At 65.6% G+C, this 22,372-nt stretch carries 23 protein-coding genes and 2 tRNA genes; 12 read left to right on the forward strand and 13 right to left on the reverse strand.

The window, feature by feature from the left end; genetic code table 11:
• Positions 1–303 precede the first annotated feature (303 nt).
• From ACFSC3_RS05085 to ACFSC3_RS05110, 6 genes are all read left to right on the forward strand, one after another.
• A complete protein-coding gene (locus tag ACFSC3_RS05085) occupies positions 304–1,155 on the forward strand; it encodes an MBL fold metallo-hydrolase (protein WP_380939317.1) in 852 nt (283 codons plus the stop codon).
• On the forward strand, positions 1,140–1,853 hold the full coding sequence (locus ACFSC3_RS05090) for a DUF4230 domain-containing protein (RefSeq protein ID WP_380939318.1): 714 nt from the start codon (positions 1,140–1,142) through the stop codon (positions 1,851–1,853). Before ACFSC3_RS05085 ends, ACFSC3_RS05090 begins: the two co-directional genes overlap by 16 nt.
• Before the next feature lie 66 nt (positions 1,854–1,919).
• On the forward strand, positions 1,920–2,927 hold the full coding sequence (gene nadA / locus ACFSC3_RS05095; protein WP_380939319.1) for a quinolinate synthase NadA: 1,008 nt from the start codon (positions 1,920–1,922) through the stop codon (positions 2,925–2,927).
• Between the two features lie 135 nt (positions 2,928–3,062).
• The gene (nadC, locus tag ACFSC3_RS05100) at positions 3,063–3,905 is read left to right on the forward strand and encodes a carboxylating nicotinate-nucleotide diphosphorylase (protein WP_380939320.1); all 843 of its coding nucleotides are present in this window, start codon (positions 3,063–3,065) and stop codon (positions 3,903–3,905) included.
• A 65-nt stretch (positions 3,906–3,970) separates the two neighbouring features.
• Entirely contained in the window at positions 3,971–4,399 is a 429-nt protein-coding gene (locus ACFSC3_RS05105; RefSeq protein WP_380939321.1) for a hypothetical protein, read from the forward strand.
• On the forward strand, positions 4,399–5,112 hold the full coding sequence (locus tag ACFSC3_RS05110; RefSeq protein WP_380939322.1) for a ribonuclease T2 family protein: 714 nt from the start codon (positions 4,399–4,401) through the stop codon (positions 5,110–5,112). The genes ACFSC3_RS05105 and ACFSC3_RS05110 overlap by 1 nt, the downstream gene beginning before the upstream one ends.
• On the opposite strand, the gene ACFSC3_RS05115 is transcribed toward ACFSC3_RS05110, so the two are convergent.
• The 7 genes from ACFSC3_RS05115 to aroA all read right to left on the reverse strand — a co-directional run bounded on the left by ACFSC3_RS05115 (position 5,109) and on the right by aroA (position 11,795).
• Positions 5,109–5,522 carry a DUF4112 domain-containing protein gene (locus ACFSC3_RS05115; protein WP_380939323.1) on the reverse strand — a complete coding sequence of 138 codons (414 nt, stop codon included), beginning with the start codon at positions 5,520–5,522 and terminating at the stop codon, positions 5,109–5,111. The two genes, ACFSC3_RS05110 and ACFSC3_RS05115, sit on opposite strands and share 4 nt — an antisense overlap.
• 6 nt (positions 5,523–5,528) lie before the next feature.
• Positions 5,529–6,836, reverse strand: a complete 1,308-nt coding sequence (locus ACFSC3_RS05120; RefSeq protein WP_380939324.1) for an ABC transporter substrate-binding protein — start codon at positions 6,834–6,836, stop codon at positions 5,529–5,531.
• Between the two features lie 143 nt (positions 6,837–6,979).
• Positions 6,980–7,066: transfer RNA gene (locus ACFSC3_RS05125), tRNA-Leu, on the reverse strand.
• 362 nt (positions 7,067–7,428) lie between these two features.
• A complete protein-coding gene (locus ACFSC3_RS05130; protein ID WP_380939325.1) occupies positions 7,429–7,707 on the reverse strand; it encodes an integration host factor subunit beta in 279 nt (92 codons plus the stop codon).
• A gap of 153 nt (positions 7,708–7,860) precedes the next feature.
• Positions 7,861–9,567 carry a 30S ribosomal protein S1 gene (gene rpsA, locus ACFSC3_RS05135; RefSeq protein WP_380939326.1) on the reverse strand — a complete coding sequence of 569 codons (1,707 nt, stop codon included), beginning with the start codon at positions 9,565–9,567 and terminating at the stop codon, positions 7,861–7,863.
• 258 nt (positions 9,568–9,825) lie between these two features.
• Positions 9,826–10,458, reverse strand: a complete 633-nt coding sequence (cmk, locus tag ACFSC3_RS05140) for a (d)CMP kinase (protein ID WP_380939327.1) — start codon at positions 10,456–10,458, stop codon at positions 9,826–9,828.
• Positions 10,455–11,795: a 3-phosphoshikimate 1-carboxyvinyltransferase gene (gene aroA, locus ACFSC3_RS05145; protein WP_380939328.1), complete on the reverse strand. Its 1,341-nt coding sequence runs from the start codon at positions 11,793–11,795 to the stop codon at positions 10,455–10,457. The genes cmk and aroA overlap by 4 nt, the downstream gene beginning before the upstream one ends.
• 105 nt (positions 11,796–11,900) lie before the next feature.
• Between aroA and ACFSC3_RS05150 the strand changes: the two genes are divergently transcribed.
• Together ACFSC3_RS05150 and ACFSC3_RS05155 are read left to right on the forward strand one after the other, a co-directional pair.
• Positions 11,901–12,221 carry a TIGR02300 family protein gene (locus ACFSC3_RS05150; protein WP_380939329.1) on the forward strand — a complete coding sequence of 107 codons (321 nt, stop codon included), beginning with the start codon at positions 11,901–11,903 and terminating at the stop codon, positions 12,219–12,221.
• 98 nt (positions 12,222–12,319) lie between these two features.
• Positions 12,320–12,395 (forward strand) — tRNA-Ala (locus ACFSC3_RS05155).
• A gap of 29 nt (positions 12,396–12,424) precedes the next feature.
• Here the strand turns inward: ACFSC3_RS05155 and ACFSC3_RS05160 are convergent.
• The gene (locus ACFSC3_RS05160; RefSeq protein WP_380939330.1) at positions 12,425–13,333 is read right to left on the reverse strand and encodes a tyrosine-type recombinase/integrase; all 909 of its coding nucleotides are present in this window, start codon (positions 13,331–13,333) and stop codon (positions 12,425–12,427) included.
• On the opposite strand from ACFSC3_RS05160, the gene ACFSC3_RS05165 reads away from it, so the two are divergent.
• The 3 genes from ACFSC3_RS05165 (at position 13,326) to ACFSC3_RS05175 (ending at position 17,006) form a co-directional block, all read left to right on the forward strand.
• Entirely contained in the window at positions 13,326–13,517 is a 192-nt protein-coding gene (locus tag ACFSC3_RS05165; protein ID WP_380939331.1) for a hypothetical protein, read from the forward strand. The two genes, ACFSC3_RS05160 and ACFSC3_RS05165, sit on opposite strands and share 8 nt — an antisense overlap.
• Positions 13,518–13,656: 139 nt before the next feature.
• Positions 13,657–15,114: a hypothetical protein gene (locus tag ACFSC3_RS05170; protein ID WP_380939332.1), complete on the forward strand. Its 1,458-nt coding sequence runs from the start codon at positions 13,657–13,659 to the stop codon at positions 15,112–15,114.
• Entirely contained in the window at positions 15,111–17,006 is a 1,896-nt protein-coding gene (locus tag ACFSC3_RS05175) for a DUF1996 domain-containing protein (RefSeq protein WP_380939333.1), read from the forward strand. The genes ACFSC3_RS05170 and ACFSC3_RS05175 overlap by 4 nt, the downstream gene beginning before the upstream one ends.
• A gap of 65 nt (positions 17,007–17,071) precedes the next feature.
• On the opposite strand, the gene ACFSC3_RS05180 is transcribed toward ACFSC3_RS05175, so the two are convergent.
• The 5 genes from ACFSC3_RS05180 to ACFSC3_RS05200 form a co-directional block, all read right to left on the reverse strand.
• A complete protein-coding gene (locus tag ACFSC3_RS05180; RefSeq protein WP_380939334.1) occupies positions 17,072–17,578 on the reverse strand; it encodes an FxDxF family PEP-CTERM protein in 507 nt (168 codons plus the stop codon).
• Positions 17,579–18,434: 856 nt separating this feature from the next.
• On the reverse strand, positions 18,435–18,845 hold the full coding sequence (locus tag ACFSC3_RS05185) for a hypothetical protein (RefSeq protein ID WP_380939335.1): 411 nt from the start codon (positions 18,843–18,845) through the stop codon (positions 18,435–18,437).
• The gene (locus tag ACFSC3_RS05190) at positions 18,829–19,278 is read right to left on the reverse strand and encodes a Panacea domain-containing protein (RefSeq protein WP_380939336.1); all 450 of its coding nucleotides are present in this window, start codon (positions 19,276–19,278) and stop codon (positions 18,829–18,831) included. Before ACFSC3_RS05190 ends, ACFSC3_RS05185 begins: the two co-directional genes overlap by 17 nt.
• Positions 19,279–19,359: 81 nt before the next feature.
• Positions 19,360–19,572 carry a hypothetical protein gene (locus ACFSC3_RS05195; RefSeq protein WP_380939337.1) on the reverse strand — a complete coding sequence of 71 codons (213 nt, stop codon included), beginning with the start codon at positions 19,570–19,572 and terminating at the stop codon, positions 19,360–19,362.
• A 5-nt stretch (positions 19,573–19,577) separates the two neighbouring features.
• Positions 19,578–19,775 carry a hypothetical protein gene (locus ACFSC3_RS05200; protein ID WP_380939338.1) on the reverse strand — a complete coding sequence of 66 codons (198 nt, stop codon included), beginning with the start codon at positions 19,773–19,775 and terminating at the stop codon, positions 19,578–19,580.
• Positions 19,776–20,160: 385 nt separating this feature from the next.
• Here ACFSC3_RS05200 and ACFSC3_RS05205 point away from each other — a divergent pair, with 385 nt between their 5' ends.
• Positions 20,161–22,365, forward strand: a complete 2,205-nt coding sequence (locus tag ACFSC3_RS05205; RefSeq protein WP_380939339.1) for a TonB-dependent receptor — start codon at positions 20,161–20,163, stop codon at positions 22,363–22,365.
• Positions 22,366–22,372 lie beyond the last annotated feature (7 nt).

Below are 22,372 nucleotides of genomic sequence, written 5' to 3' on the forward strand. Positions count from 1 at the left end.
GGACAGGGCGGGGCCGGCGTACCGCATCGCCGGCCCCGTTTTTTGTCAGATCACGCAAAGGCGCAAAGGCGCGAAGATGCTTCCCCTTCTGGACGGCGTCGCCCGCATCATCGATCCTTTTGGACAGCTATTCAGCTCCGGCGCACGCCGGAGCACAGCAAAACCGGACGGGCCGGGAAACCTGTGGGTTGAATTGCAGACGCTTCGCGCAATCGCCTTTCTTCTCTTCGCGCCTTCGCGCCTTTGCGTGAACGCATTTTCTTCCTCCTTGCCCCGCCCCCGTGGACACGCCATCTGCAAATCATGATCGCAGTGCCAGACGAGCTCGAACCCGGCATCCTGCGCCTGACCGCCAACAATCCGTCCGCTTTCACCAAGGATGGCACGCAGAGTTATGTCGTCGGGACGACCGACGTAGCGGTGATCGATCCCGGCCCGGCGGGCGATGGAGACCACCTGTCCGCGCTGCTGGCGGCGATCGGCGATAGGCTGCTCCGGGCAATCCTGATCACCCACACTCACCGCGATCACAGTCCGCTCGCCCGCGATCTCAAGGCGGCGACCGGGGCGCCGATCGTCGGCTGCGCTCCGTTGGTGCTCGCCGACGACGGTACGCCGCGCGCCGATGCGTCGTTCGACCATGACTATGTCGCCGACCGCGTACTGTCCGATGGCGATACCGTTTCGGGTGACGGCTGGTCGCTGCAGGCGATCGCGACGCCGGGGCACACGTCCAATCACCTCTGCTTCGCCATGCCGGAGACGAAGGCGCTGTTCAGCGGCGACCATGTCATGGGCTGGTCGACCAGCATCGTCTCACCGCCTGATGGCGATATGGGCGACTACATGGCGAGCCTCGACAAGCTGCTGGGGCGCGACGACCGGATCTATTACCCGGGTCACGGCGATCCCGTGACCAACCCGCAGCGATTGGTCCGGGGCATGATGGGGCATCGCAAGAGCCGTGAAGGCGCAATCCTGCGCCTGCTCGGTCGTGGGGCGAGCGATACGCGGGCGATGGTGCTGGCGATGTATTCCGGCGTCGACCCGCGGCTCCACCCGGCCGCCGAGCGCTCGGTGCTGGCGCATCTGTTCGACCTGCGCCGCCGCGGTCTGGTGACGGGAGAGGAGGGGGGCGTATGGGTGACCGCCTGAACCCGAAACAGCTGATCGGGGCCGCGGTCGCTCTGTCGCTGCTGATCGTCGCAGCCTTCGTCGGCAAGGCGCTCTACGACCGCGTGTCCGACAGCTATGTCGTTGAACGCAAGGACGACGGCAGCGCGGTGACGAAGGTCGTTCGCGCGACCTTCACGCGCGCGGCGAGCCTGAAGGTCGGCTCGCTCAGCGGGAATGTCCAGGCAACCGCCTCCGACACGCGGCTGGCGGGGATGCTGACCAGCGACCGCGTGATCAAGGCACCGTTCTCGGTCGACTATTTCGTGGACGTCTCGCGGTTGCGGGAGGGCGATTATCGCTACGATCCCGACACGCGGACGTTGATAATCGATGCGCCCGACGTGACGATCGGCGCGGTCAACGTCGATGAAGCGCGGCGCACGCTTGCCGAAACCCGCGGCCTGTTCGTGACGCGCGATGCGATGGACAAGCTTACCCAGCGCGTCTCGGCAGCGGCACAGGCGTCGGCGGATGCGGAGGCGAAGAAGCCCGAGCGCATCGCCCAGGCCCGCGACAATGCGCGGCGGGCGCTGGCTCAGCTTTTGACGGGGCCGCTGGAGGCGGCGGGTGTGGCCGATCCGCGGGTCCTCGTGACCTTCCCCTACGAGCGTCGCGAGAGCGAACAGGATTGGGACCGCACGAAGACCGTCGAACAGGTGCTGGGCAATCGCCGATAGCTCTCGGCACGCGCCGGGAGGGAAAGCCCCTTGATCCCCGCCCGCCACGCGTCCATCTGCTCCCGCATGGACGCACGTAACGGCATCGGCGGCTCGCTCACGGGCCTGGACCTCCGCGCAGAGATCGATCGGCTGCGCAAGGAGCGCAACGCGGTCATCCTGGCGCATTATTACCAGAAGCCCGAAATCCAGGACATCGCGGACTTCGTCGGCGACAGCCTGGACCTCAGTCGCAAGGCCGCGGCGACCGATGCCGACGTCATCGCCTTTTGCGGCGTAAAGTTCATGGCCGACACCGCCAAGATCCTGTCGCCGGACAAGATCGTCGTGCTGCCCGACCTGGCCGCCGGGTGCAGCCTGGAGGACAGCTGTCCGCCCGACCGCTTCGCCGCCTTCCGCGCCGAACATCCCGACCATATCGCGCTGACGTACATCAACTGCTCGACCGAAGTGAAGGCGCTCTCCGACGTCATCGTCACCTCGTCGTCGGCGGAAAAGATTCTCGCGCAGATCCCGGCGGACCAGAAGATCATCTTCGGCCCCGACAAGCATCTGGGCGGATATTTGAAGCGCAAGACCGGCCGCGACATGCTGCTGTGGCCGGGCGTGTGCATCGTGCACGAGGCGTTCAGCGAGACCGAGCTGCTGAAGCTGAAGGCGCAGCATCCGGACGCCCCCGTCGCCGCGCATCCGGAATGCCCGCCGCATGTGCTCGACCATGCCGATTACGTCGGTTCGACCAGCGGCATCCTGGAATTCGCCAAGACCTTCCCCGGGACCACGCTGATCGTCGCCACCGAACCGCATATCATCCACCAGATGGAAAAGGCGGTGCCCGAGAAGACCTTCATCGGTGCGCCCGGTGCGGACGGGAACTGCAACTGCAATATCTGCCCGTATATGGCGCTGAACACGATGGAAAAGCTCTACGGCGCGCTGCGCGATCTGGAACCGCGGATCGAGATCGAGGAGGGGCTTCGCCTGCGTGCGAAGAAGAGCCTCGATGCGATGCTGGAAATGGCCGGCGCGACGGTCGGGCAGGGGGATTTGGGCCCGGCGGTAAAGGGGGACTGAACCTGAGCTTCGTGACGTATCGCCCTCACCCTTCCGCGGTTTCGCAGCTCCCTCCCTCTCCCGATGGGAGAGGGAAGGGGCCCGCGCCGCGAAGCGGCGTGGGAAGGGTGAGGGTGAACTGACGTGACGAGACAAATGATGATCCCTGACTTCGACCTCGACGCCTTCGTTGCCGCCACTCTCGCCGAGGACCTGGGCACCGTCGGCGACATCACCTCCACCGCGGTGATCCCCGAAGGCGCGCGGTTCGAAGGCGTGATGGACAGCCGCGACGCGATCACCGTCGCCGGACTGGAGATCGCCGAAGCTTTCTTCCGCACGCTCGACCCTGACGTGCAGATCGAACGATTGGTCGAGGATGGCACGAAGGTCCCCGCCGGTTCCGACCTGATGCGCCTGTCGGGAACCGCCCGCGCGATGCTGACGGCCGAGCGATCGGCGCTCAATACCGTCCAGCACTTGTCCGGCATCGCCACGCTGACCCGCGCCTACATCGACGCGATCGCGGGCACCGGGGCGACCTTGCTCGACACGCGCAAGACGATCCCCGGCCTGCGCGTCCTGGAGAAATACGCGACCCGCATGGGCGGCGCGACCAACCACCGCATGGGGTTGTGGGACGCGGCGATGATCAAGGACAATCATGTCGCCGTCGCCGGGTCGATCGAGGCGGCAGTCGGTCGCGCGGTCGCAGCCGGCATCGCGCGCATCATCGTCGAGGTCGACCGCGTCGATCAGATCGAGCCCGCCATTGGCGCCGGGGCGACGCATCTGCTGCTCGACAATATGGATGTGCCGACGCTGCGCGGCGCGGTCACGCTGGTCGGCGGGCGCGTACCGACAGAGGCGTCGGGCGGTGTCCGTCTCGACACGATCCGCGCGATCGCCGAAACCGGGGTGACCTATGTCAGCGTCGGCCGGCTGACCCAGTCCGCCCCGGCCGCCGATATCGGACTCGACTTCACCGCTGTCGCCTGAGGCGCGGTATTGCGGCGGCCGGGCTATTCGCTAGTCTGGGCGGCGAAGTGGGGAAGGGAACCGACATGCTGCGGCCGAAATCGATCGATCTGTTCGAACGCTGTTACCTGGGCGGCTGGGCCGTCGGGCTGATCAACACGCTGATCAGTTGGACAAACGTCCGCCAGGACCCGCGGATCATCGCCGCCGCCGAGCAGGTCGGCAGCTGGTATCTGTCGACGATCACCGCGATCGGCCTGGCGATCCCGCTGATCCTATGGTTCTTCATCGCGCGCAAGGGCAGTGTCGTCGCCAAGTGGATCATGGTCGGCCTGACTGCGCTCGGCGTAGCCGGGCTCGCGCTGTCGTTCGCGCGCGGCCAATATCCGGCCGGGATCGCCGGTATTCTCGGTCTCGCCGGCGTCGTGCTGAACATCGCCGCTGCCGCGATGCTGTTCCGTCCCGATGCGAAGCCGTGGTTCGGCGAAGACAGCCCGCGCGAGCCGGTCGCATAATGCTGCGCGCCGTCCTGACTTTCGCCGCCATCGCTACCCCGGCCGTGGCGTCCGCGCAGGCCTATGTCTGCCGCGTTCCCGACAGCATCGCCGCGCCGCGCGCCGACCTGCCAACGTTGCAGCAGCCCAGGCGCGTGCTGCCGATCGGCGGCTACACGCTCGCTCTCACTTGGGCGCCGCAATATTGCCGCGACAGCGGGGATCGCGACTCATCCGCCTTCCAGTGCGGCAGCGGTAACCGCTTCGGCTTCACGCTGCATGGCCTATGGCCGGACGGCGAGGGCAAGGACTGGCCGCAATATTGCACCTCGTCGCCCATCCTCGATGCCGCCGAAATCCGCCGCAACCTGTGCGCTACGCCATCAGCGCAACTGCTCCAGCACGAATATGCCAAGCATGGGACCTGCATGGGTGTGTCCCCGCGCGAGTATTTCCGCCGCTCGACGGCGCTCTACGGCCGGCTTCGCTATCCCGACATGATGGCCTTGTCGCGCCGTCCGCGACTGACCGCGGGCCAGGTGGCCACCGCGATCGCGCGCGCGAACCGCGGTCTTACGGCGAACATGATGCGGATCACCGCTACGCGTCAGGGCTGGCTGGACGAGGTGTGGATCTGCCTCGACAAGCGCTTCGCCTATGCGGCGTGCCCAGCGCACCAGGGCGGGTTGAAGCCATCGCAGCCCGTGAAGATCTGGCGGGGCGGACGCGCCTAACCCTGGAGCGTCGCCCCGGCCGGGTGGTGCTTGTCGAGGTGCTTACGAATGATCCGCAGGTTGCGGGTGTTCGAGCGGAAGAAAAAGTCGGCCGCGTCGCCGATCACCGGCACCGCGCCGATGACGGTGTCGAACCCGACGTTTGCCGCCATCCGGGCCAGCTGCCATTTCGACAGGCCGAGGTTGCGCGCTTCCCAGACGATCCATACGCCCATCGCGGTCGCGATCAGGTCGCCTGCGACGGGCATCAGCCCCAGGATCGCGTCCAGACCAACCGGGCGATTGATGCCCGGCACGACGAAGCTGCGCTCCAGCAGCCGCTCCATCGTTTCGATGCGTGTCCGAACGGCGGCGATGTCGGTGCCGAGCGACAGGCGGGGGGCGGCGGCCATCGGGATAGGGCGGGTCATGCCCGGTTATTTGGGATCGGGGCGCAACCGGTTCAACGGGTGGAAGGCGCGGGTGTTCGGCGTCCATTGGCTGAGCCGTTGCGCGACAAGCGACCAGCGCAATGGCCGGGCAAGCGGAATATAGGCGACATCCGCGGTCAGCGCCGAGTCGGCCTGCGCAAGCATGCTTGCCCGCGTTGCGACGTCGGGCGCCACGCGGATGCCGGCGATCAGCTGGGCGATCGGCAGCGCACAGGGCTGGCACGCCGCGCGCAGATACCAGCGCGCACTGTCATAGGGCGCGACTCGATCGATCAGGCGCAGGTGCGCCGTCGGATCGTCGATCGCGACCCGCTCCGCTCCGATGCCGAGCCGCGCGATGCCGGCTGCGATCTGGCCGTAGAGCAATGTCGCGCCCGGCCCTGAGGGCAGAGCGATGCGCAGGACCAGCGGCTCGGGCGCGGTGCGGCGATAGGTGACCACCCGCGCCTGCGCCATCGCCAGCCGCTCGCTGTCGGGCACGCTCGACCAGTCGGGCTGCGCCGGGGGCGACGCCGAATCGAGCGTTTCCGGCAGGATCGTATCGGTCGGCGCCCATCCGTCGGAAAAGGCTGAGGTGACCAGCGCCCGGTCGATCGCCAGCGCGATGGCGGAGCGGTTGTCGCGGGTCGACAGGAAACCGTCACGGCGCGACACGAGCAGGCCGAACAGCCCGGCGGCGGGGTCGAGGCGGATATTGGCAGGCGGAACCTCGCTCACGCCGATCAGCGGCCAGTCGAGGAACGTGCCGCCTTCGACGAGATCCGACCGCCTCTGGGCAAAGCGGAGGATGGCGACGCTCGCGCGTTCGGCGCGCAGCCGGACCAGTTCCTGCGGCTTGGGGCCTTCCGGGCGGGCGTCATCCTCGTCTGCGGGATCGGCCACCGGGCGCAGCAACACGCTCGACGCCGTCGCTTCGTCGATGCGGAACGGCCCGCTGCCTTCGCCGCTGCCCGGCGCGGTGATGCCGAGTTCGGGCTGAGCGAACAATTTCAACAGGTCGGGACGCGGGCGCGACAGTCGCACCTCGATGACCTGCGGCGTCATCGCGACGATTTCGTCGATCGCGGTGAGATAGGGGAGGAGGGCGTTGCGCGAGTCGCTGCCGACTGCGCGCTTGAGTTGGCGGACGACGTCGGCGGCGACGACCGGGCGTCCGTCGCTCCACACCGTGTCCCGCAGGCGAAAGATCAGGCTGCGGCCATCGTCGATGACGATCCAGCGTTCGGCCAGCCCCGGCTCGATCCCGCCCGATGCATCGAAGCGGACCAGACCCTGCGCAACCGAATCACGCAAGACGCGCGCGCCCGCGGGCATCGGCCCGCGACGCGGATCGGCGGCCAGGGGGGCAGGCCCGATGATGCTGACATCGACAGGAATATCGTCGGGCCGCTTTTCGCAGCCGGTAAGCGCCAGCGTGGCCGACAGCGCTGCAATGATGGTGCGGACGGCGGGACTCGAACCCGCACACCCAAACGGGCGAGGGATTTTAAGTCCCGTGCGTCTACCAATTTCGCCACGTCCGCGCGCTGACGGAGCGAGAAGCAAGCGGAGCTTGGTTCCGACACCGTCGAGCCGGCCGGCAGGCGAAAGCCTGTCCGACGTCATGCGATTTAGCGCTGACAGAGCCAGACACAAGCGTAGCTTGTTTCGGACTCCGTCGAGCCGGCCGGCGGGCTTTAGCCCGACCGACGTCATGCGATTTACTCGCATGACGGCTCTGCGCGCTTTGGTCTTCATAGGGGAAAGCTTTGGCTGAAAAACCCGCCGCGGCAAAGCCGCGTCGTGACGTCAGTCCTTGCCTTCAGCAAGGCTGGCCGCAGTTCGGCGAGTCAGTAGGTAACGGTCGCTCGCTGCGCTCTACTCTCGTTACCCACTGCCGCCTCACTCACACATTCAACCGCGCGCGCATTTCCTTGCCTGGCTTGAAATACGGCACCCGCTTCGCGTCGACGTCGACCGATTCGCCGGTTCGTGGGTTGCGCCCCGTCCGCGCATTGCGCGCCCGCGTCGAAAATGCCCCGAAGCCGCGCAGTTCGACGCGACCGTCCTTGATAAGTTGCGACACGATGCGTTCGAAAAAGACGTCGACGATCTTCTCGATATCGCGCGTCGTCAGATCGGCGTGATCATGCGCCAGCAGTTGCACTAATTCAGACCGGATCATTCCGCCCCCCAAGAGCGTCCCCGTTTGGATGGCCGTCGTTGGCCGTCCTTGCGTAGGCCCTCTTACGCCGACGATATGATCTTCATCAATCCCGGAAACGAAAAAAGGGCGGTGAATTTCTTCACCGCCCCGTTTTTAACCAATAACTTGGCGTTACTTGGTCTCGGCGTTCCGAGCCTTCAGCGCTTCGCCCAGGATGTCGCCCAGCGACGCACCCGAATCGGACGAACCATACTGCTGAACGGCCTGCTTCTCTTCGGCGATCTGCATCGCCTTGATCGAGAAGGTCGGCTTCTTCGAACGATCGAAGCCGGTGACCATCGCGTCGAACTTCTGGCCAACCTGGAAACGCTCCGGACGCTGCTCGTCGCGGTCGCGACCGAGATCGGTGCGCTTGATGAAGCCGGTCGCGCCATCGTCGCCCTGCTGCACTTCGAGGCCCGCATCGCGAACTTCGAGGACGGTCACGGTGACGATCGCATTCTTGTTCAGCTTGTCGCCAGCGCCGGCCGCAACCGGGCCACCACGCTCGAGCTGCTTCATGCCGAGCGAGATACGCTCCTTGTCCGGCTCAATCGCGAGCACGACGGCCTGAACCGTCTCGCCCTTGCGGTGCAGATTGAGCGCGTCTTCACCCGAGATGCCCCAGGCGATGTCGGACATGTGGACCATGCCGTCGACATCGTTGTCCAGGCCGATGAACAGACCGAATTCGGTCGCGTTCTTGACTTCGCCCTCGACGGTCGAACCGACCGGGTGCGCAGCCTCGAAGGCTTCCCACGGGTTGTTCTGCGCCTGCTTCAGGCCGAGCGAGATGCGACGCTTCTCGGCATCGACTTCCAGGACGACGACTTCGACTTCCTGGCTGGTCGAGACGATCTTGCCCGGGTGAACGTTCTTCTTGGTCCAGGACATTTCGGACACGTGGACCAGGCCCTCGATGCCGGCTTCCAGCTCGACGAACGCACCATATTCGGTGATGTTCGTGACGCGGCCCGACAGCTTGGCGCCGACCGGATACTTGCTCGACGCGCCATCCCACGGATCGCTCTCGAGCTGCTTCATGCCCAGCGAGATGCGCTGCGTGTCCTTGTTGATGCGGATGATCTGCACCTTCACGGTGTCGCCGATGTTCAGCACCTCGTTCGGGTGGCCGACGCGCTTGTACGACAGGTCGGTGACGTGCAGCAGGCCGTCGATGCCGCCCAGGTCGACGAACGCACCGTAATCGGTGATGTTCTTGACGACGCCGTCGATGATCTGGCCTTCATGCAGCGACTGGATCAGGCCCGAACGCTGCTCGGCGCGGGTCTCTTCCAGGACCGCGCGGCGGCTGACGACGATGTTGCCGCGCTTGCGGTCCATCTTCAGGATCTGGAACGGCTGCGGGATGTCCATCAGCGGAGTCACGTCGCGGACCGGACGGATGTCGACCTGCGAGCCCGGCAGGAAGGCCACGGCGCCGGCGAGGTCGACGGTGAAGCCGCCCTTCACGCGGCCGAAGATCACGCCTTCGACGCGGTTGTTCTGGGCGAATTCGCCTTCTAGCTTGTCCCAGGCGGCTTCGCGGCGGGCGCGGTCGCGCGACAGCATCGCTTCGCCGTTCGCGTTCTCGACGCGGTCGACATAGACATGGACTTCGTCACCGACCTTCAGTTCGGCCTTCTGGCCCGGAGCGGCGAATTCGCGCAGCGGCACGCGGCCTTCGCTCTTGAGGCCGACGTCGATGACGGCCAGGTCGTTCTCGATCGCGGTGACGGTACCGACGACGACACGGCCTTCGAAGCTGTCGGCGGCGCCGAACGTCTCGTCGAGCAGCGCGGCGAAATCGTCGCGGGTAGGATTGGCGGCAGTTGCCATAAGTGGGTTAGTCCTCAGTCATTTTTCCGGCCGGCCGGTTGTATCCGGCGGTCTTCTAGCCGATCCGCCGCGGCGACCGTGTGTCGGACGCGGCATCCGGGCGGGCGGCAGGCACGCGGGGGACAGCTTGACGCGGATATGCGAAAAGGGCGCTCAGCCGTGGCCGGCGCCGTCCTCCGCGAACGCATGACGCTCGTCGGACCGCGCGCCGTTAGTAGAAAAGAGGCCGGATGGCAAGGTCCTTGCCGTTACGGCGGCTTACAACCGATGCCGCGCCACCGCTGCGTCGACGATTCCCACGGCGCGCTGGATCGACGCTTCGATCGAGAGGAAGCTTGTATCGAGCACCACGGCATCCTCGGCGGCCTTGAGCGGGGCCTGGCTGCGGGTGCTGTCGCGTTCGTCGCGGGCGCGGATGTCGGCCAGCACGCGGTCGAAGCTCGCGTTCGACCCGCGCCCACGCAGTTCGGCGTGGCGGCGCTGGGCGCGGATCATCGGGGTCGCCTTGACGAACAGCTTGGCCACCGCATTCGGAGCGATGACGGTGCCGATGTCGCGGCCGTCGAGCACCGCGCCGCCGGGCTGGGCCGCGAAGCGCTTCTGGCGTTGGAGGAGCGCGGCGCGGACCAGCGGGTGGGCGCTGACGATCGACGCAGTCTTGCCGATCAGGTCGTCTTTCAGCCGGTCGTCGGCCAGCAGCGCCTCGTCGAAGTCGCAACTGGCGACGGCATCAGCCTCTGCCTCGGGGTCGAGTGCCTGGTCGAGCACGGTCGCGGCGACCGCCCGGTAGAGCAGGCCCGTGTCGAGATGCGGCAGCTTGTAGTGGCGTGCCAGCGCCTTGGCGATCGTGCCCTTGCCGGATGCGGCGGGACCATCGACGGCGATGATCATGCGGCTTGCTCGATCGGGGCCAGCGCATCGAGCGTGGCGAAGAAGGTCGGATAGCTGGTCGCGACCGGGCCGGCGTCGTCGAGCGTGATCGGTGCCCGCGCATTAAGGGCGGCCACAGCCATGCTCATCGCGATGCGGTGATCGAGATGGGTCTCGACCCGCCCGCCGCCGGGGATCGGGTCGCCGCCGGTACCGGTGACGGCCAGCCCGTCCTCATATTCGCTGCACGTCACGCCGCATGCCGTCAGAGCGGTCGCCATGGCGGTGATGCGGTCGGATTCCTTGACGCGCAGTTCCTCCGCACCGCGGGCGATCGTCGTTCCCTGTGCGTACGCCGCGGCGACGAACAGCGCGGGATATTCGTCGATCATGCTCGGGGCGAGTTCGGCCGGCACTTCGATCGCCGACAGGGCGGCGTGGCGGACGCGCAGGTCGGCGACCGGTTCGCCGCCGACGGTGCGGGCGTCCTGTTCGGTGATGTCGGCGCCCATCAGGCGCAACGCGGTGACGAGACCGGCGCGGGTCGGGTTCAGGCCGACATTCTCGATCACGATGTCGGACCCCGGAACGATCGACGCGGCGACCATCCAGAAGGCCGCCGAGGACGGGTCGCCGGGAACGGTGATCGCCTGGGGCTTCAGTTCCGCCTCGCCGTGGATCGAGATGACGCGACCTTCGGCCGACTCCTCGACGGTCAGTTGCGCGCCGAAGCCCGCCAGCATCCGCTCGCTATGGTCGCGGGTGGGGACGGGCTCGATCACGCGGGTGATGCCCGGCGTGTTGAGGCCGGCGAGCAGGATCGCCGACTTCACCTGCGCCGAGGCGACCGGCAGCGTATAGGTGATCGGCACCGCCGGCACGATTCCGCGCAGCATCAGCGGCAGGCGACCACCGGGGCTCGCCGTGATGTCCGCCCCCATCGTCGACAGCGGATCGATGACGCGTCCCATCGGCCGCTTGCTGAGCGACGCGTCACCGATGAAGGTCGCGGTGATCGCGTGGCTGGTGACTAGGCCCATCAGCAGCCGCGTCGAGGTGCCGGAATTGCCCATGTCGAGCGCCGTCGCGGGCTGGAGCAGTCCGCCGACGCCGACGCCGTGGATGCGCCACACGCCATCGGAACCGCGTTCGATCTGTGCACCCATCGCCCGCATTGCGGCGGCGGTGGCGAGCACGTCCTCGCCCTCCAGCAGCCCCTCGACCATGCTTTCGCCGACGGCGAGCGCGGACAGCATCAGCGAGCGGTGGCTGATCGACTTGTCACCGGGGACGCGGACGTGCCCGGTGAGGGGACCGCGTGCGGCCATCGTGAGCGGGGAGGGGGTGGCATGGCTCATCGCGGCGGGTCTTTGACAGTGCGCTTGCGCTATGGCAAGGCGCGCCCCACTTTGCGGCTCCACGGTCGCCGAGACCCCTTTCCTATACAGGATGCGAGAGCAGCCATGATCAAGCCCGAATGGGGCACGAAGCGTACGTGCCCGAAGTGCGGTACGCGTTTCTATGACCTCGGTAACGAAGAGCCCGTCACCTGCATCGCATGCGGCGTGAACTGGGAACCGGAACCGATCCTGAAGTCGAAGCAGCCGCTGCCGTTCGAACAGGTCAAGACCGAGAAGAAGGAAGACGCCGACAGCGATCTGGGCGGCGACGATCTGGAACTGGACGTCGACGAGGAGGAAGAACCCTCGGCCGACGACGACGTCGATCTGGGTGGCGACGACGATCTGGGCGTCAAGACCGCGGACGAAGACGAAGAGAATTGATCAAATTCGCGACCGGGTTTCGGGCTTTCGATAAAATCGCCAGAAACCCGGTTGCAATCGGCGCGCCACCCCTTTAGAGGCGCGCTTCCCAACGGTTCGGGGCCGTAGCTCAGCTGGGAGAGCGCTGCAATGGCATTGCAGAGGTCAGGGGTTCGATCCCCCTCGGCTCCACCACCGAAAAGGCCGCAGAAATGCGGCCTTTTTCATTTTCGGCCAGCGCGCTTCGCGGCCAAATCTATGACGTTGGTATCGCGCTGGTATCGCAGATGCGCGGTCGTGAACTGCCCGATCTCCAGCCAGTAGTCCTCCACGCCCTCGATGAACTCGCCGAGGTAGTCAGGGCGCAGGTGGCGGTAGTTCTTCTTGTTCGTGCCGACGCCGGCGTGACCGGCCGCTGCGTCGATCTGCGCTTCCGGCACGCCGCGCTTGTGAAGCTCGGTCGACACCGTGTGACGCAGCGTGTTCGGGCTGCCGATGCCACGTAGCTTCGGCCGGCGATGCGACTCGCCCAGGCGGCGACGCGGCTCGTGCCACACGGCGTTGCCGTCAGCGTCGACCTCCTGCTCGCAAATGCCAGCTTCGATCAGGCAGGCCTCGAACGCCGTCTTGATGCTCGCTGTCGGTTTGACGATCGTGTTGCCGTCCCGGTCGGTGGTCCGATACTGGATAACCTTGCCGGTCACATCGGCCAGCCAAGGCGCCAGCGTCGGCGCGATCGGCACGATCGAGCGCCGCTTCTTCGTTTGCGCGCGGCCTGCCGCATTAAAGTAGATCAGCCCGCCTCGAACCTGCGACTCGGCATCCAGTTCGAGGATCGCTTCGCCGCGACCGTGGGTCGACAGCATAATCATCACGAATAGGTGGACGTGCCACCGCTCCGGGATGCGGATCGCTGCTTCGAGGATGCGCGCGATCTGCTCCGGCGTGTAGACCAGATCCTTCGGGCCGGGCTTATCCTTCTCTGAAATGTCGGGGATGAACGGCGCCGACGGGATAACCTCGTTCTCCCAAGCATGACGAAGCGACACGGGCGGCTCGCTGCCCGTCATCACCTCCGTTCCCACGCTGGCGAAGACCGCAACCACCACCAGCACCTCGGCGCCCGTGGCCATCGTCGCGGCGAAGGCTGACGGGCTGGTCTGGAGCATCACAGCGACCGGCAACGTCTGGGCGAAGTTCGGAACCGGCACGCCGGTCGCAGTCGAAGGGGAGGGGCATCTGATCCTCGCCGGGCAGACTCGTGACTTCACCGTCACCGATGCCGGCGAAACCATCGCATTGAAGGACGCCGTCTGATGCTCGGCCTCCGCCTTGGCCTCGGGCTGACCGCGCCAGCGCTGCCGCCCAGCGCGCCCGCCCCGGCACCTTCGCCCTTCTTCGGATCATCCACCGCCACCTGGGGCTCGAATAGCCCGCAACTCGGAGCGACATCGTAATGCGCACTATCATCGACACGACCGCTGGCGCTGGGGACACCGGCAAGGCCGGCGGCGACAAGATCAACGGCATGACGGCGGAGCTTTATCCCGGCCGCGCGCTGGCGATGGGAGCGGCCGGGATGTTTGCGGGCGCCATGACGGTCTGTTCCTTCGGCACCAGCCACATGACGGGTAGTCAGGGCTTCGGTCAGACGCTCGCCTACACACTCCAGCGTCATCACGACGCCTATCTGACGTTCGATCATCGTGACGTCTTGACCAACGTAAGCAACTCGACTGTAGTTGCGAACCGAGGCGCTTCCTACGCGACCGGTCAGGCTAGCTCTGCCCACATGGTCGGCCCCCAGTTGACGCAGTTCAACGCAGACGTCGCTGCCGGCTACCGCTACGACCTGATGTTCACCGACGGCGGGCTGTACAACGACACCCCCGGAGACCAAGCCGCTCTCGATCTGGCAATGACGCGGACGTTGCAGGTGATCACCGCGTTCTTCAACCCGGACGCGAACGCAGGCACTGCCGCTGTAGTGTGGGGATTGTTCGGCATGAACCCGACGCTCTGCCAAAGCTGGGCCGCGATGTGGCGCCGACAGGAGAAGCTCAGCGGTGGCCGCATCCGGTTCGTCGATACAACGCGTGTTTTGATCGATCCGCAAAGCAGCACACCGACCACCTGGGCTTGGCGTGGCGGGTCGGCCAACGTCCTTGGCTCTGTGACTTCTGACGGCACGCACCTGTCGCATACCGGTTGCCGTGCGGTAGCGGCGATCCTTGCGCCGGTCCTTCTCGACCTGTGCCCTCGTCGTTTCCCGCGTGGCGGCTCGTACGTGAACTCGCTCTACAACCCCGCCACGCTGCCCTACGCGGACGTGTTGGGTTCGGGTGCGGCGATGCTCGGCACTCAGGGCCTCGACTACGTGACCGGAGGCGGTGCGTTCCCCGGTACGATTGTCGGTGCCGGCGGACAGAGCAGCAACAACAACACTTGGGGGCTAAGCTGGAATGGCGGTCTGAATGTCACGCCCAGCATCACCACCACGGCGGACGGGCGGCGACAGCAGACGCTAACTGTCTCGGGCAGCCCCACCGATGGCGCCTCGATCACGTTCTCCTACAAGCCTGTCGTCTCCGATGTCAGTAACGGGGACGCTACCCGTCGCTTCATGGCGGGGATGGACCTCGACATCGTTGGGCTGACTGGCCTGTCCATGCCGTCGCTGTATTTCGGCAGCCCCTCGTTCCAATCCATGCCGGGGCCTGGGACCAGCGCGCAGAACGAGGGGTTCCCTGACAACACGACGGAAACGCTGCGCCTGCGGCTGATGCGACCGATCCCGTTGTCGGGCGCCAATCCGCTCATGGGTGTCTACATCCCATTCCGCGCGGCCTCCAATATCTCCGGCGTCATCAACATCCACGATCCGTTCTGGCAGCTGATGGAGCGCGCAGCATGATCCGCTATATCCTCGCCGCCCTGGCGTTGCTGGGCGCGGCTCCGGCGGCGGCGCAGACGATCAGCGGCTGTTCTTCGGTCGCCTCGAACCGCATTGCCGCGTCGAAGGACATTCCAAAGCTGACGGCCGATGCTGACTGTGCCGACCGCGCGCGGGATATGGCGGTCGCGATGGCGAAGGTCCGGCGCGACCGTATTGCCGTGCTGACGCCTCCGGTGATGGCGCCGCCTGTGGTGAAGGTCGATCCGAACACGCTGCTCCAGGTCGGTGACAGCATCACGGCGTGGGGCGGCAGCTATGCCGACCTCTATGCCGCTGCCCGCCCGAAGCTGACCCGCTACAAGTCGGCGGTCGGTGGCGACGGCATCGCGCAGATGGTCGTTCGCCAGGCGGTAGACCGCGCGCGCCATGCGGGAACGGTCACGATCTTCGGCGGGGCGAACGATCTGTCGAACGTCAGCCTGTATCCGAAGGTGTCGGACTGGTTCGCCGCGCTGATGGCCTATGCAGCACCGTTCCGCGCGGATGGGGCGAAGGTCGTCGTCGCGACGATCCTGCCGCAGGCGAACAACGCGATCCACACCGCGCGCAGGGGCGAGGCGAACGCGCTGATCCGGGCTGAAGTCGGCAAGCGGATCGATGGCGTGGCGGACTTCGCCGCGACGGCGATGGGCACGGACGCAGCGCCGGTCGACAAGACGATGTATGTCGACGGCCTTCACCCCACCGACGGGACGGTCAATCCGGCATGGTACGGGCACAAGGCTTATCTGCTGCCCGCCTATGCCGCCGCGGTGGACAAGGCTCTGGGGCTGGCCCCGCCGGTCGTAACGACGCCGGTCCCGGCATCTTCGTCTGTCGAACTGCCGAAGATCGCGACCAACGTCGACACGAAGGGCTTGCAGGTCCCGTCGTGGGGCGACGGCTCGATCCCGCCGTCCGGTAAGCCGGATGTGGTCGGAGCGTTCCGCTTCATCTGCGAAGCGGGACAGGTCAGCGCCGACGACCCGGTCGTTTATCCAGGCCAGCCCGGCAAGTCGCATCTGCATCAGTTCTTCGGCAACACCGGTGCGAACGCCTACTCGACCTATGAGAGCCTCCGCACCACCGGCGACAGCACCTGCGGCAACATCCTAAACCGGTCGGCCTACTGGATGCCGGCGATGATCAACGGCGATGGGATGGTGGTCCGCCCGGACTACGTCAGCATCTATTACAAGCGCCGGCCCGCGACCGACCCCTATTGCAAGGTGCAAGGCATCGCCTGCGTGCCGATCCCGCGCGGCCTGCGGTACGTCTTCGGCCACAATGTCTACGGCCCAAACAGTACGCCGGGCTATCTGCTGTGGTTCAACTGCGACGGTCCGACCGCGAAGTCGGGGCACTATCCGGACATCGTGGCCGCCGCGGCGAACTGTCCCGCCGGCAACCGTTTGGGCGCGTCGATCAACGCCCCCGACTGCTGGAACGGCAAAGACCTCGATAGCGCCGACCATCGCAGCCACATGGCCTATGCGATGTACGACCCGAACGACGGCCAGCTGAAGTGCCCGTCGACCCACCGGTACGTCATCCCCACCTTCACGATGGGGGTCTGGTATTCGGTCGACGACACGCTCGACCGATCGGGAACGTGGACGCCCCAGACGCGCACTTGGTATCTGTCGTCGGACAAGATGCCGGGCATGGCACCGATGCGGCCGGGCTCGACGTTCCATTCCGACTGGTTCGGCGCGTGGGATGACGACACGATGGCCGCGTGGACGGCGAACTGCATCGACAAGCTGTTGAACTGTTCGGGCGGCGACCTGGGCAACGGCAAGCAGATCGCGGACGCATGGCTGCGCAGCGATCGAGCCAACCCTCGGTTGGTGCCGGTGCCGGCACGCTGAAAAGGAAAAGCCGCCAGCCTCTCGGCTGGCGGCTCTCCACCGTAATCCGGGAGTTGCAGACCCGATTAGGCGAAGTTGACCCTCGCAGCCTGCTTGCGGCGACGCATGGACGCGCCGACACCGCCGAAGCCGATCAGCATCATGGCCCAGGTGGCCGGTTCCGGCACGGCCGAGGTGCCGGCGAAGCTGAGCGTGCCGGCGAAGGCCGCGTTGCCGCCCGACGTGCCACTGACGAACAGTGTGTTGGTGCCGCCGGCAGTCAAAGCCTGGTTCAGAAGGTTCCGGAACTCCTGCTGACCGGTCGCGAGCGTGGTAAAGTTCACGCCGTTCAGCGTCACGCGCGTGAAATCGATGTTCGCCGCCAGATTGTTACCGGTGTAGTTCGAGCCGATATCAGCACTGGCGAGCGTGAAGCCCGACGGGGTGGTGAAGGTGAAGGTGCGCTCGAAGGTGCACGACGTCACGCCAGATGCGCAGGTGACTTCGTCGTCACCGAACGTGCCGCTCGGGCCGCTGATGGCGATCGTCTGAGCTGCGTTTGCGGACGAAGCGGCACCGACAGCCGCGGCCACGGCGACAAGCGCTATCGAAACTTTCTTCATGGAGATCTCCCTGCAACGCGCCAAAGCCACTCGGGCGCGAAGTCGCTCAGACGCGCGTTGGGCCCGTAAGTTTCATGGTTACAAAAAATTAACCATATAGTTACGCGATAACCGGCTGCCCGAAAAAATTAGCAGCCAGGCGAGAAACAGCTTCAGTAAAGACCCGCCGCCGACCGGTATGGCCGGCGGCGTAATCTAATCCAGCAGGGAGGATCGGACCGCGTAACGCGACCAGCGGTGAATGGTTGCATCTTCAGACCCTACCCATACGGTATGCGCAGTGTACCGCAGGGCGGGGCCCGTCGGCCGAGCGTTTCGCTACCCCGACCCGCCCCGGGTCCTGCCAATCTCTCATTAACTTGATCATCCGCGTGAAACTGGTTCGCGAGTTAGGTACCGAGCCGGCTTGAGCGACTTTAGCGCAGGATTTCTGCGCCGCTGTTACTGGGCATTGTGCCGGCATACACGTTCAAACCCAGAGCATCCTTCGCTTCCAGTCACGCCTTCCATTTGGACATGTGCGCGGACGACGAGGCGGCTTTCAGTCTTGCCACAGCTCTGCTCACGATTTGGAAGAACGCCGATAGCGTACTGGTCAAGCAAGGCACTCGAGAGTTCGAGGTGCGGCGGTCCTAAGAAAGACGCAGAGCGGCTGGCCGACCAGTTGGCCTAGATCAGCGGGCAGTTCATCCTATCGATCAATGCGACGGCTGGCGCGCGCGAGGTCTTCGGACGCTTCGATGTCGAGGAAGTCGAGACGACCTACACGATCGGCACGAACGCGGGTGGCGGGAAGCGGGTCGGCGAACTGATCGTGCGAGGCTGATCAGGCCTCGTCGCCATCGTCGCTGTTCAAGGCGAGGTACTTTTTTGCCAAGCCCGAAGCCCCTGCGCCTACGGCACCGCTGAAGAGCAACTGCTTCAAATCTGCTAGCTGCGCCTCAGTTAACACCCGCCACGGCGTGATGAGGTGCCATATCAGCATCAAAAACATCAGGGCGGCGGACCCAGCAAGTAGATAGAGCCCAGCAACAACAATCCGATGCAGATGCGACTGCACCTGATCTTCGCGCAAAATCCGGTTCAGCTTGCGTCGGGTGCGGCGTTCGCGAAGGTTCATCCCTTTCGCAAACGCTAACTCCTCCGCCATGCCGTCCCGGCTTTCGACGCGATCTGCATCATCCGGCGGCGGAACGGCAGTTGGCGCGGCGATTGCCGCGTCAGATCGGGTCGCCATTCCGTTCTGCGTGAATGCGCCGATAATGTTCCGCGATCATTTCATCGGTGATCTGCGAGTTCCGTCCCCGCTTCCAGGCGATGTCCCACGGGGTCCCATCCCTATGGGTCATCGTCGAAAGCTGGCCGCCAGAAAAGCCGCCATACACCTTGTAAACTTCTTCGACGTGCGCAGCCTCAAAGGGACCAAGCTCGTCAGAGTGGTGAATAGGTATCGTCACGGCGTCCGAGCGGAACGCTTTCAGCTTATGATACAGATCCGGGAAGACGGGGCCGTACTGCCACGCCTCCACTCGGTCCCGCACCAAACCGTCGCCGCGCAGTGGAAAGCTCCATCCGTGCGCGATGTACGTCAATTTAATCAATTGGAGCGGTGTCAGTGTATTGCCGGAAATCATCCGGAACCGATCTGCAACCGCCGCTGCGCTAGCCATTTGACCCTCGCTGAAACGCGGAATTGCGTTGTCTCATATAGTCTCAATCAGACCCAACGTCCACCACAAGGCTTAGTGCCTTCATCCGCCAAGTTCCCGAGCCTGCACGCCGAAGAACCCCGCCAGCCGGTCGATCTCGTCGATCGGCAGGTCGAGCAGGTAGGTGTCCGCCTTCAGCCGCCGCCGCAGGTACGTCTCGCTCCGGCCGATGATCTTCGCGGTCGTCTTGGTGGTTGCGCCCTGCTCGCGCATCAGCTGGAGCAGGCGGGGTAGGGGGCGGATCGGGGCGGACATTAGGTCTATGCCATTGGCATCGGACCGGTCACCTCTTCGATGTGCCGCACCAAATGCGCGACGTGCTCGTAGTTGATCACGAACGGCTCGCCATTCGTCATCGTCACTTCGACTCCGATAGCGGCTTTACGGGCAGAGACGATGTGGTCGGTGTTGACCAGAATTTTTCCGCCCGCGCGGAGGTCGAGAACAATCAGGGCCACAAGCTTCTCCTTCAGTGTGGGGGTGAGACTAGCCCAGGCCGCCGAGTCGCACCTAAATGAAATCGTGGGTTATAGGCTGCGCCTTGGTATCGCGCTGGTATCACGGATTGCTGCTTGTTCACGCCGCGTTCCGCTGCTTTCGATGTTGACCGAGGGGGCTTTCTCTCCGAAACCTAAGCAATCCTCGCAATGGCATTGCAGAGGTCAGGGGTTCGATCCCCCTCGGCTCCACCATTCCGAAAAGCCCGCAGCGATGCGGGCTTTTTCTTTTGGCGGCCGGTGCGCCGCCGTTGTCGCCAACGACTTGACCCGATTTTGTCCGGCCTCTAGCGCCGCGCCGATTTTTTAGCGGCGTTGTTGCGCCCGGGTGACGAAGGGGCGGGACATGCGGGGGATGATGATCGCGGGGGTCGCGGTGGCGATGCCGCTGGCCGCGCACGCGCAAGACGCGGCTGCGATCGACGACGTCGTCGTTACCGCCCAGCGCCGCGAAGAGCGTGCTCAGACCGTCGCGGTCGCCATCACGGCGATTTCGGGCGAGCGACTGATGGAAGAGGGCGTCGCCAACCTCGACAGGATCGGGCCGGACGTTCCCAACCTCTATCTGGCGCGCAATTTCGGAACCTCGTCCGGCGCACTCGTCTTTCTGCGTGGCGTGGGGGAAGGTGATTCGATCTTCACCAACGATCCGCCGGTCGGCATCTACATCGACGACGTAATCCTGCCGCGCTCGACCGGGGCGCTGGTCGACCTGATCGATATCGAGCGGATCGAGGTTCTGCGCGGACCGCAGGGGACCTTGTACGGCCGCAATACCAGCGGCGGCGCGATCAAGCTGGTGACGCAGCGGCCGACGTTCGACCGGATCGGCGGGGCGGCAGACGTGAGCGTCGGCAGCTATCGGCGGGTTGATGCGCGCGGGACGCTGAACCTGCCGCTGGCGTCGACGCTGGCGCTGCGGGTGTCGGGGCTGTCGCGCAACCAGCGGGGGTGGGGGCGCAACCTGACCGACGGCGCGTACGTCAACGGGCAGGATGTCCAGGCCGGGCGGGGCGCGCTGCTATGGGCGCCCGATGCGCAGCTCAGCGTCTTTGCGACCGGCGACCTGACGCTCGACCGGTCGGGTCCGCGTTTTCCACAGCGGTTCGTCGCCGACCCCGATCGCGCGGGGCGGTATCTCAACCGCTTCGTTGCGCCGACGGGGAGCATCGATCGGTTCGAATCGGCCGATACCGATCCGCTCGGGACGACCGATACCGGCGGCGCATCGCTGCGTATCGACTATCGCACGGGCGGTGCGACCCTGTCGTCGATCACCGGCTGGCGCATGCTGCGATCGCGGATCGGGTTCGATCAGACCGCCAACCCGCCGGGCGTCGGGGCGAACGTCATCCTGTTGCAGGACCAGCGTCAGCGGAGTGTCAGCCAGGAATTTCAGGCGACCGGCGCAGCGTTCGGTGGCGCCGTGGAGTGGCTCGCGGGGCTCTACGCTTTTCACGAGCATAATGATCAGTTGACCGCCGTGAGCTTCGCCTCACCGGCCGGGAGCGGCGCGCGGTTCCGGACGGGGGATTTCTTCAATGCCCCGTCGCGCGTGGCAACGGTGGGCGGCAACTGGTCGCCCTATGAGCCAAGTCTCGACACGACGAGCTGGTCGACGTTCGGCTCGACGACCCTGTCGCTCGGCGATCGGACACGCGTTACGGCGGGCCTGCGCTACACCGATGAGCGCAAGCGCTACGACGTCCGCTTCCTTACCGCGCCGGACAGCGTCCTGGTCCTGCCTGACGGTCGTGTCGCGCAGCGGCGTATCCGCGGGCGCTGGACAGACGTGTCTCCGCGGGCGGCGATCGAGTATCGGGCCACGGACGACGTGTTGCTCTATGCCTCCGCTGCCAAAGGCTTCCGCAGCGGCAGCTTCGATGGTCGAGCGCGAAACATCGGCTTCGTCCTCGACCGGCAGGGTGCGATCGCACCGGAGACGGTGTGGAGTTACGAGGCGGGAATCAAGTCGGACTGGTTTTCTCGACGCTTGCGGGTGAACGCCGACGTGTTCGTCAACCGCTACACCGACATCGCCTTCTCCGCCGCGCGCGCCAATTCGACGCCGCCGGAGATTTTCCGCCAGAACGTCGGCGACGCGCGCATCCAGGGGGTGGAGGTCGAATGGACCGCGCGTCCCGTCGCGGGCGTGGAGCTCGGCGGCTGGCTGGCGACGCTTGACGATCGCTTTACCAGGCTCGCGTCCAGTCCGGGCTGCACGATCGTGCCGGAGGATCAGCTCGACCTGCGGTTCACGCCCTCACTGCGATATCAGCTTCGCGGCAGCTACACGCGGGGCGGTATCCGGATCGGTGCCGATTATTCGGCGGCGTCGCCGTACAATATCGCGCTGTGCAACGAACCGCAGCAGGGCGTGACGAACAATGCCGCGATCAACGCACAGATCGGTTGGGAGCGGGGCGATTGGGGCGTGCTGCTGTCGGCGACCAATCTGGCCGATCGCCGCTATAACAGCGGCAGCGTCGGGACCATCGGCTATCCCGTCGCGCCACGCGAAGTGACGGTGCGGTTGCGTCGGACGTTCTGACTGGGGG

Source organism: Sphingomonas floccifaciens (assembly GCF_042681125.1).
Taxonomy (GTDB): domain Bacteria; phylum Pseudomonadota; class Alphaproteobacteria; order Sphingomonadales; family Sphingomonadaceae; genus Sphingomonas; species Sphingomonas floccifaciens.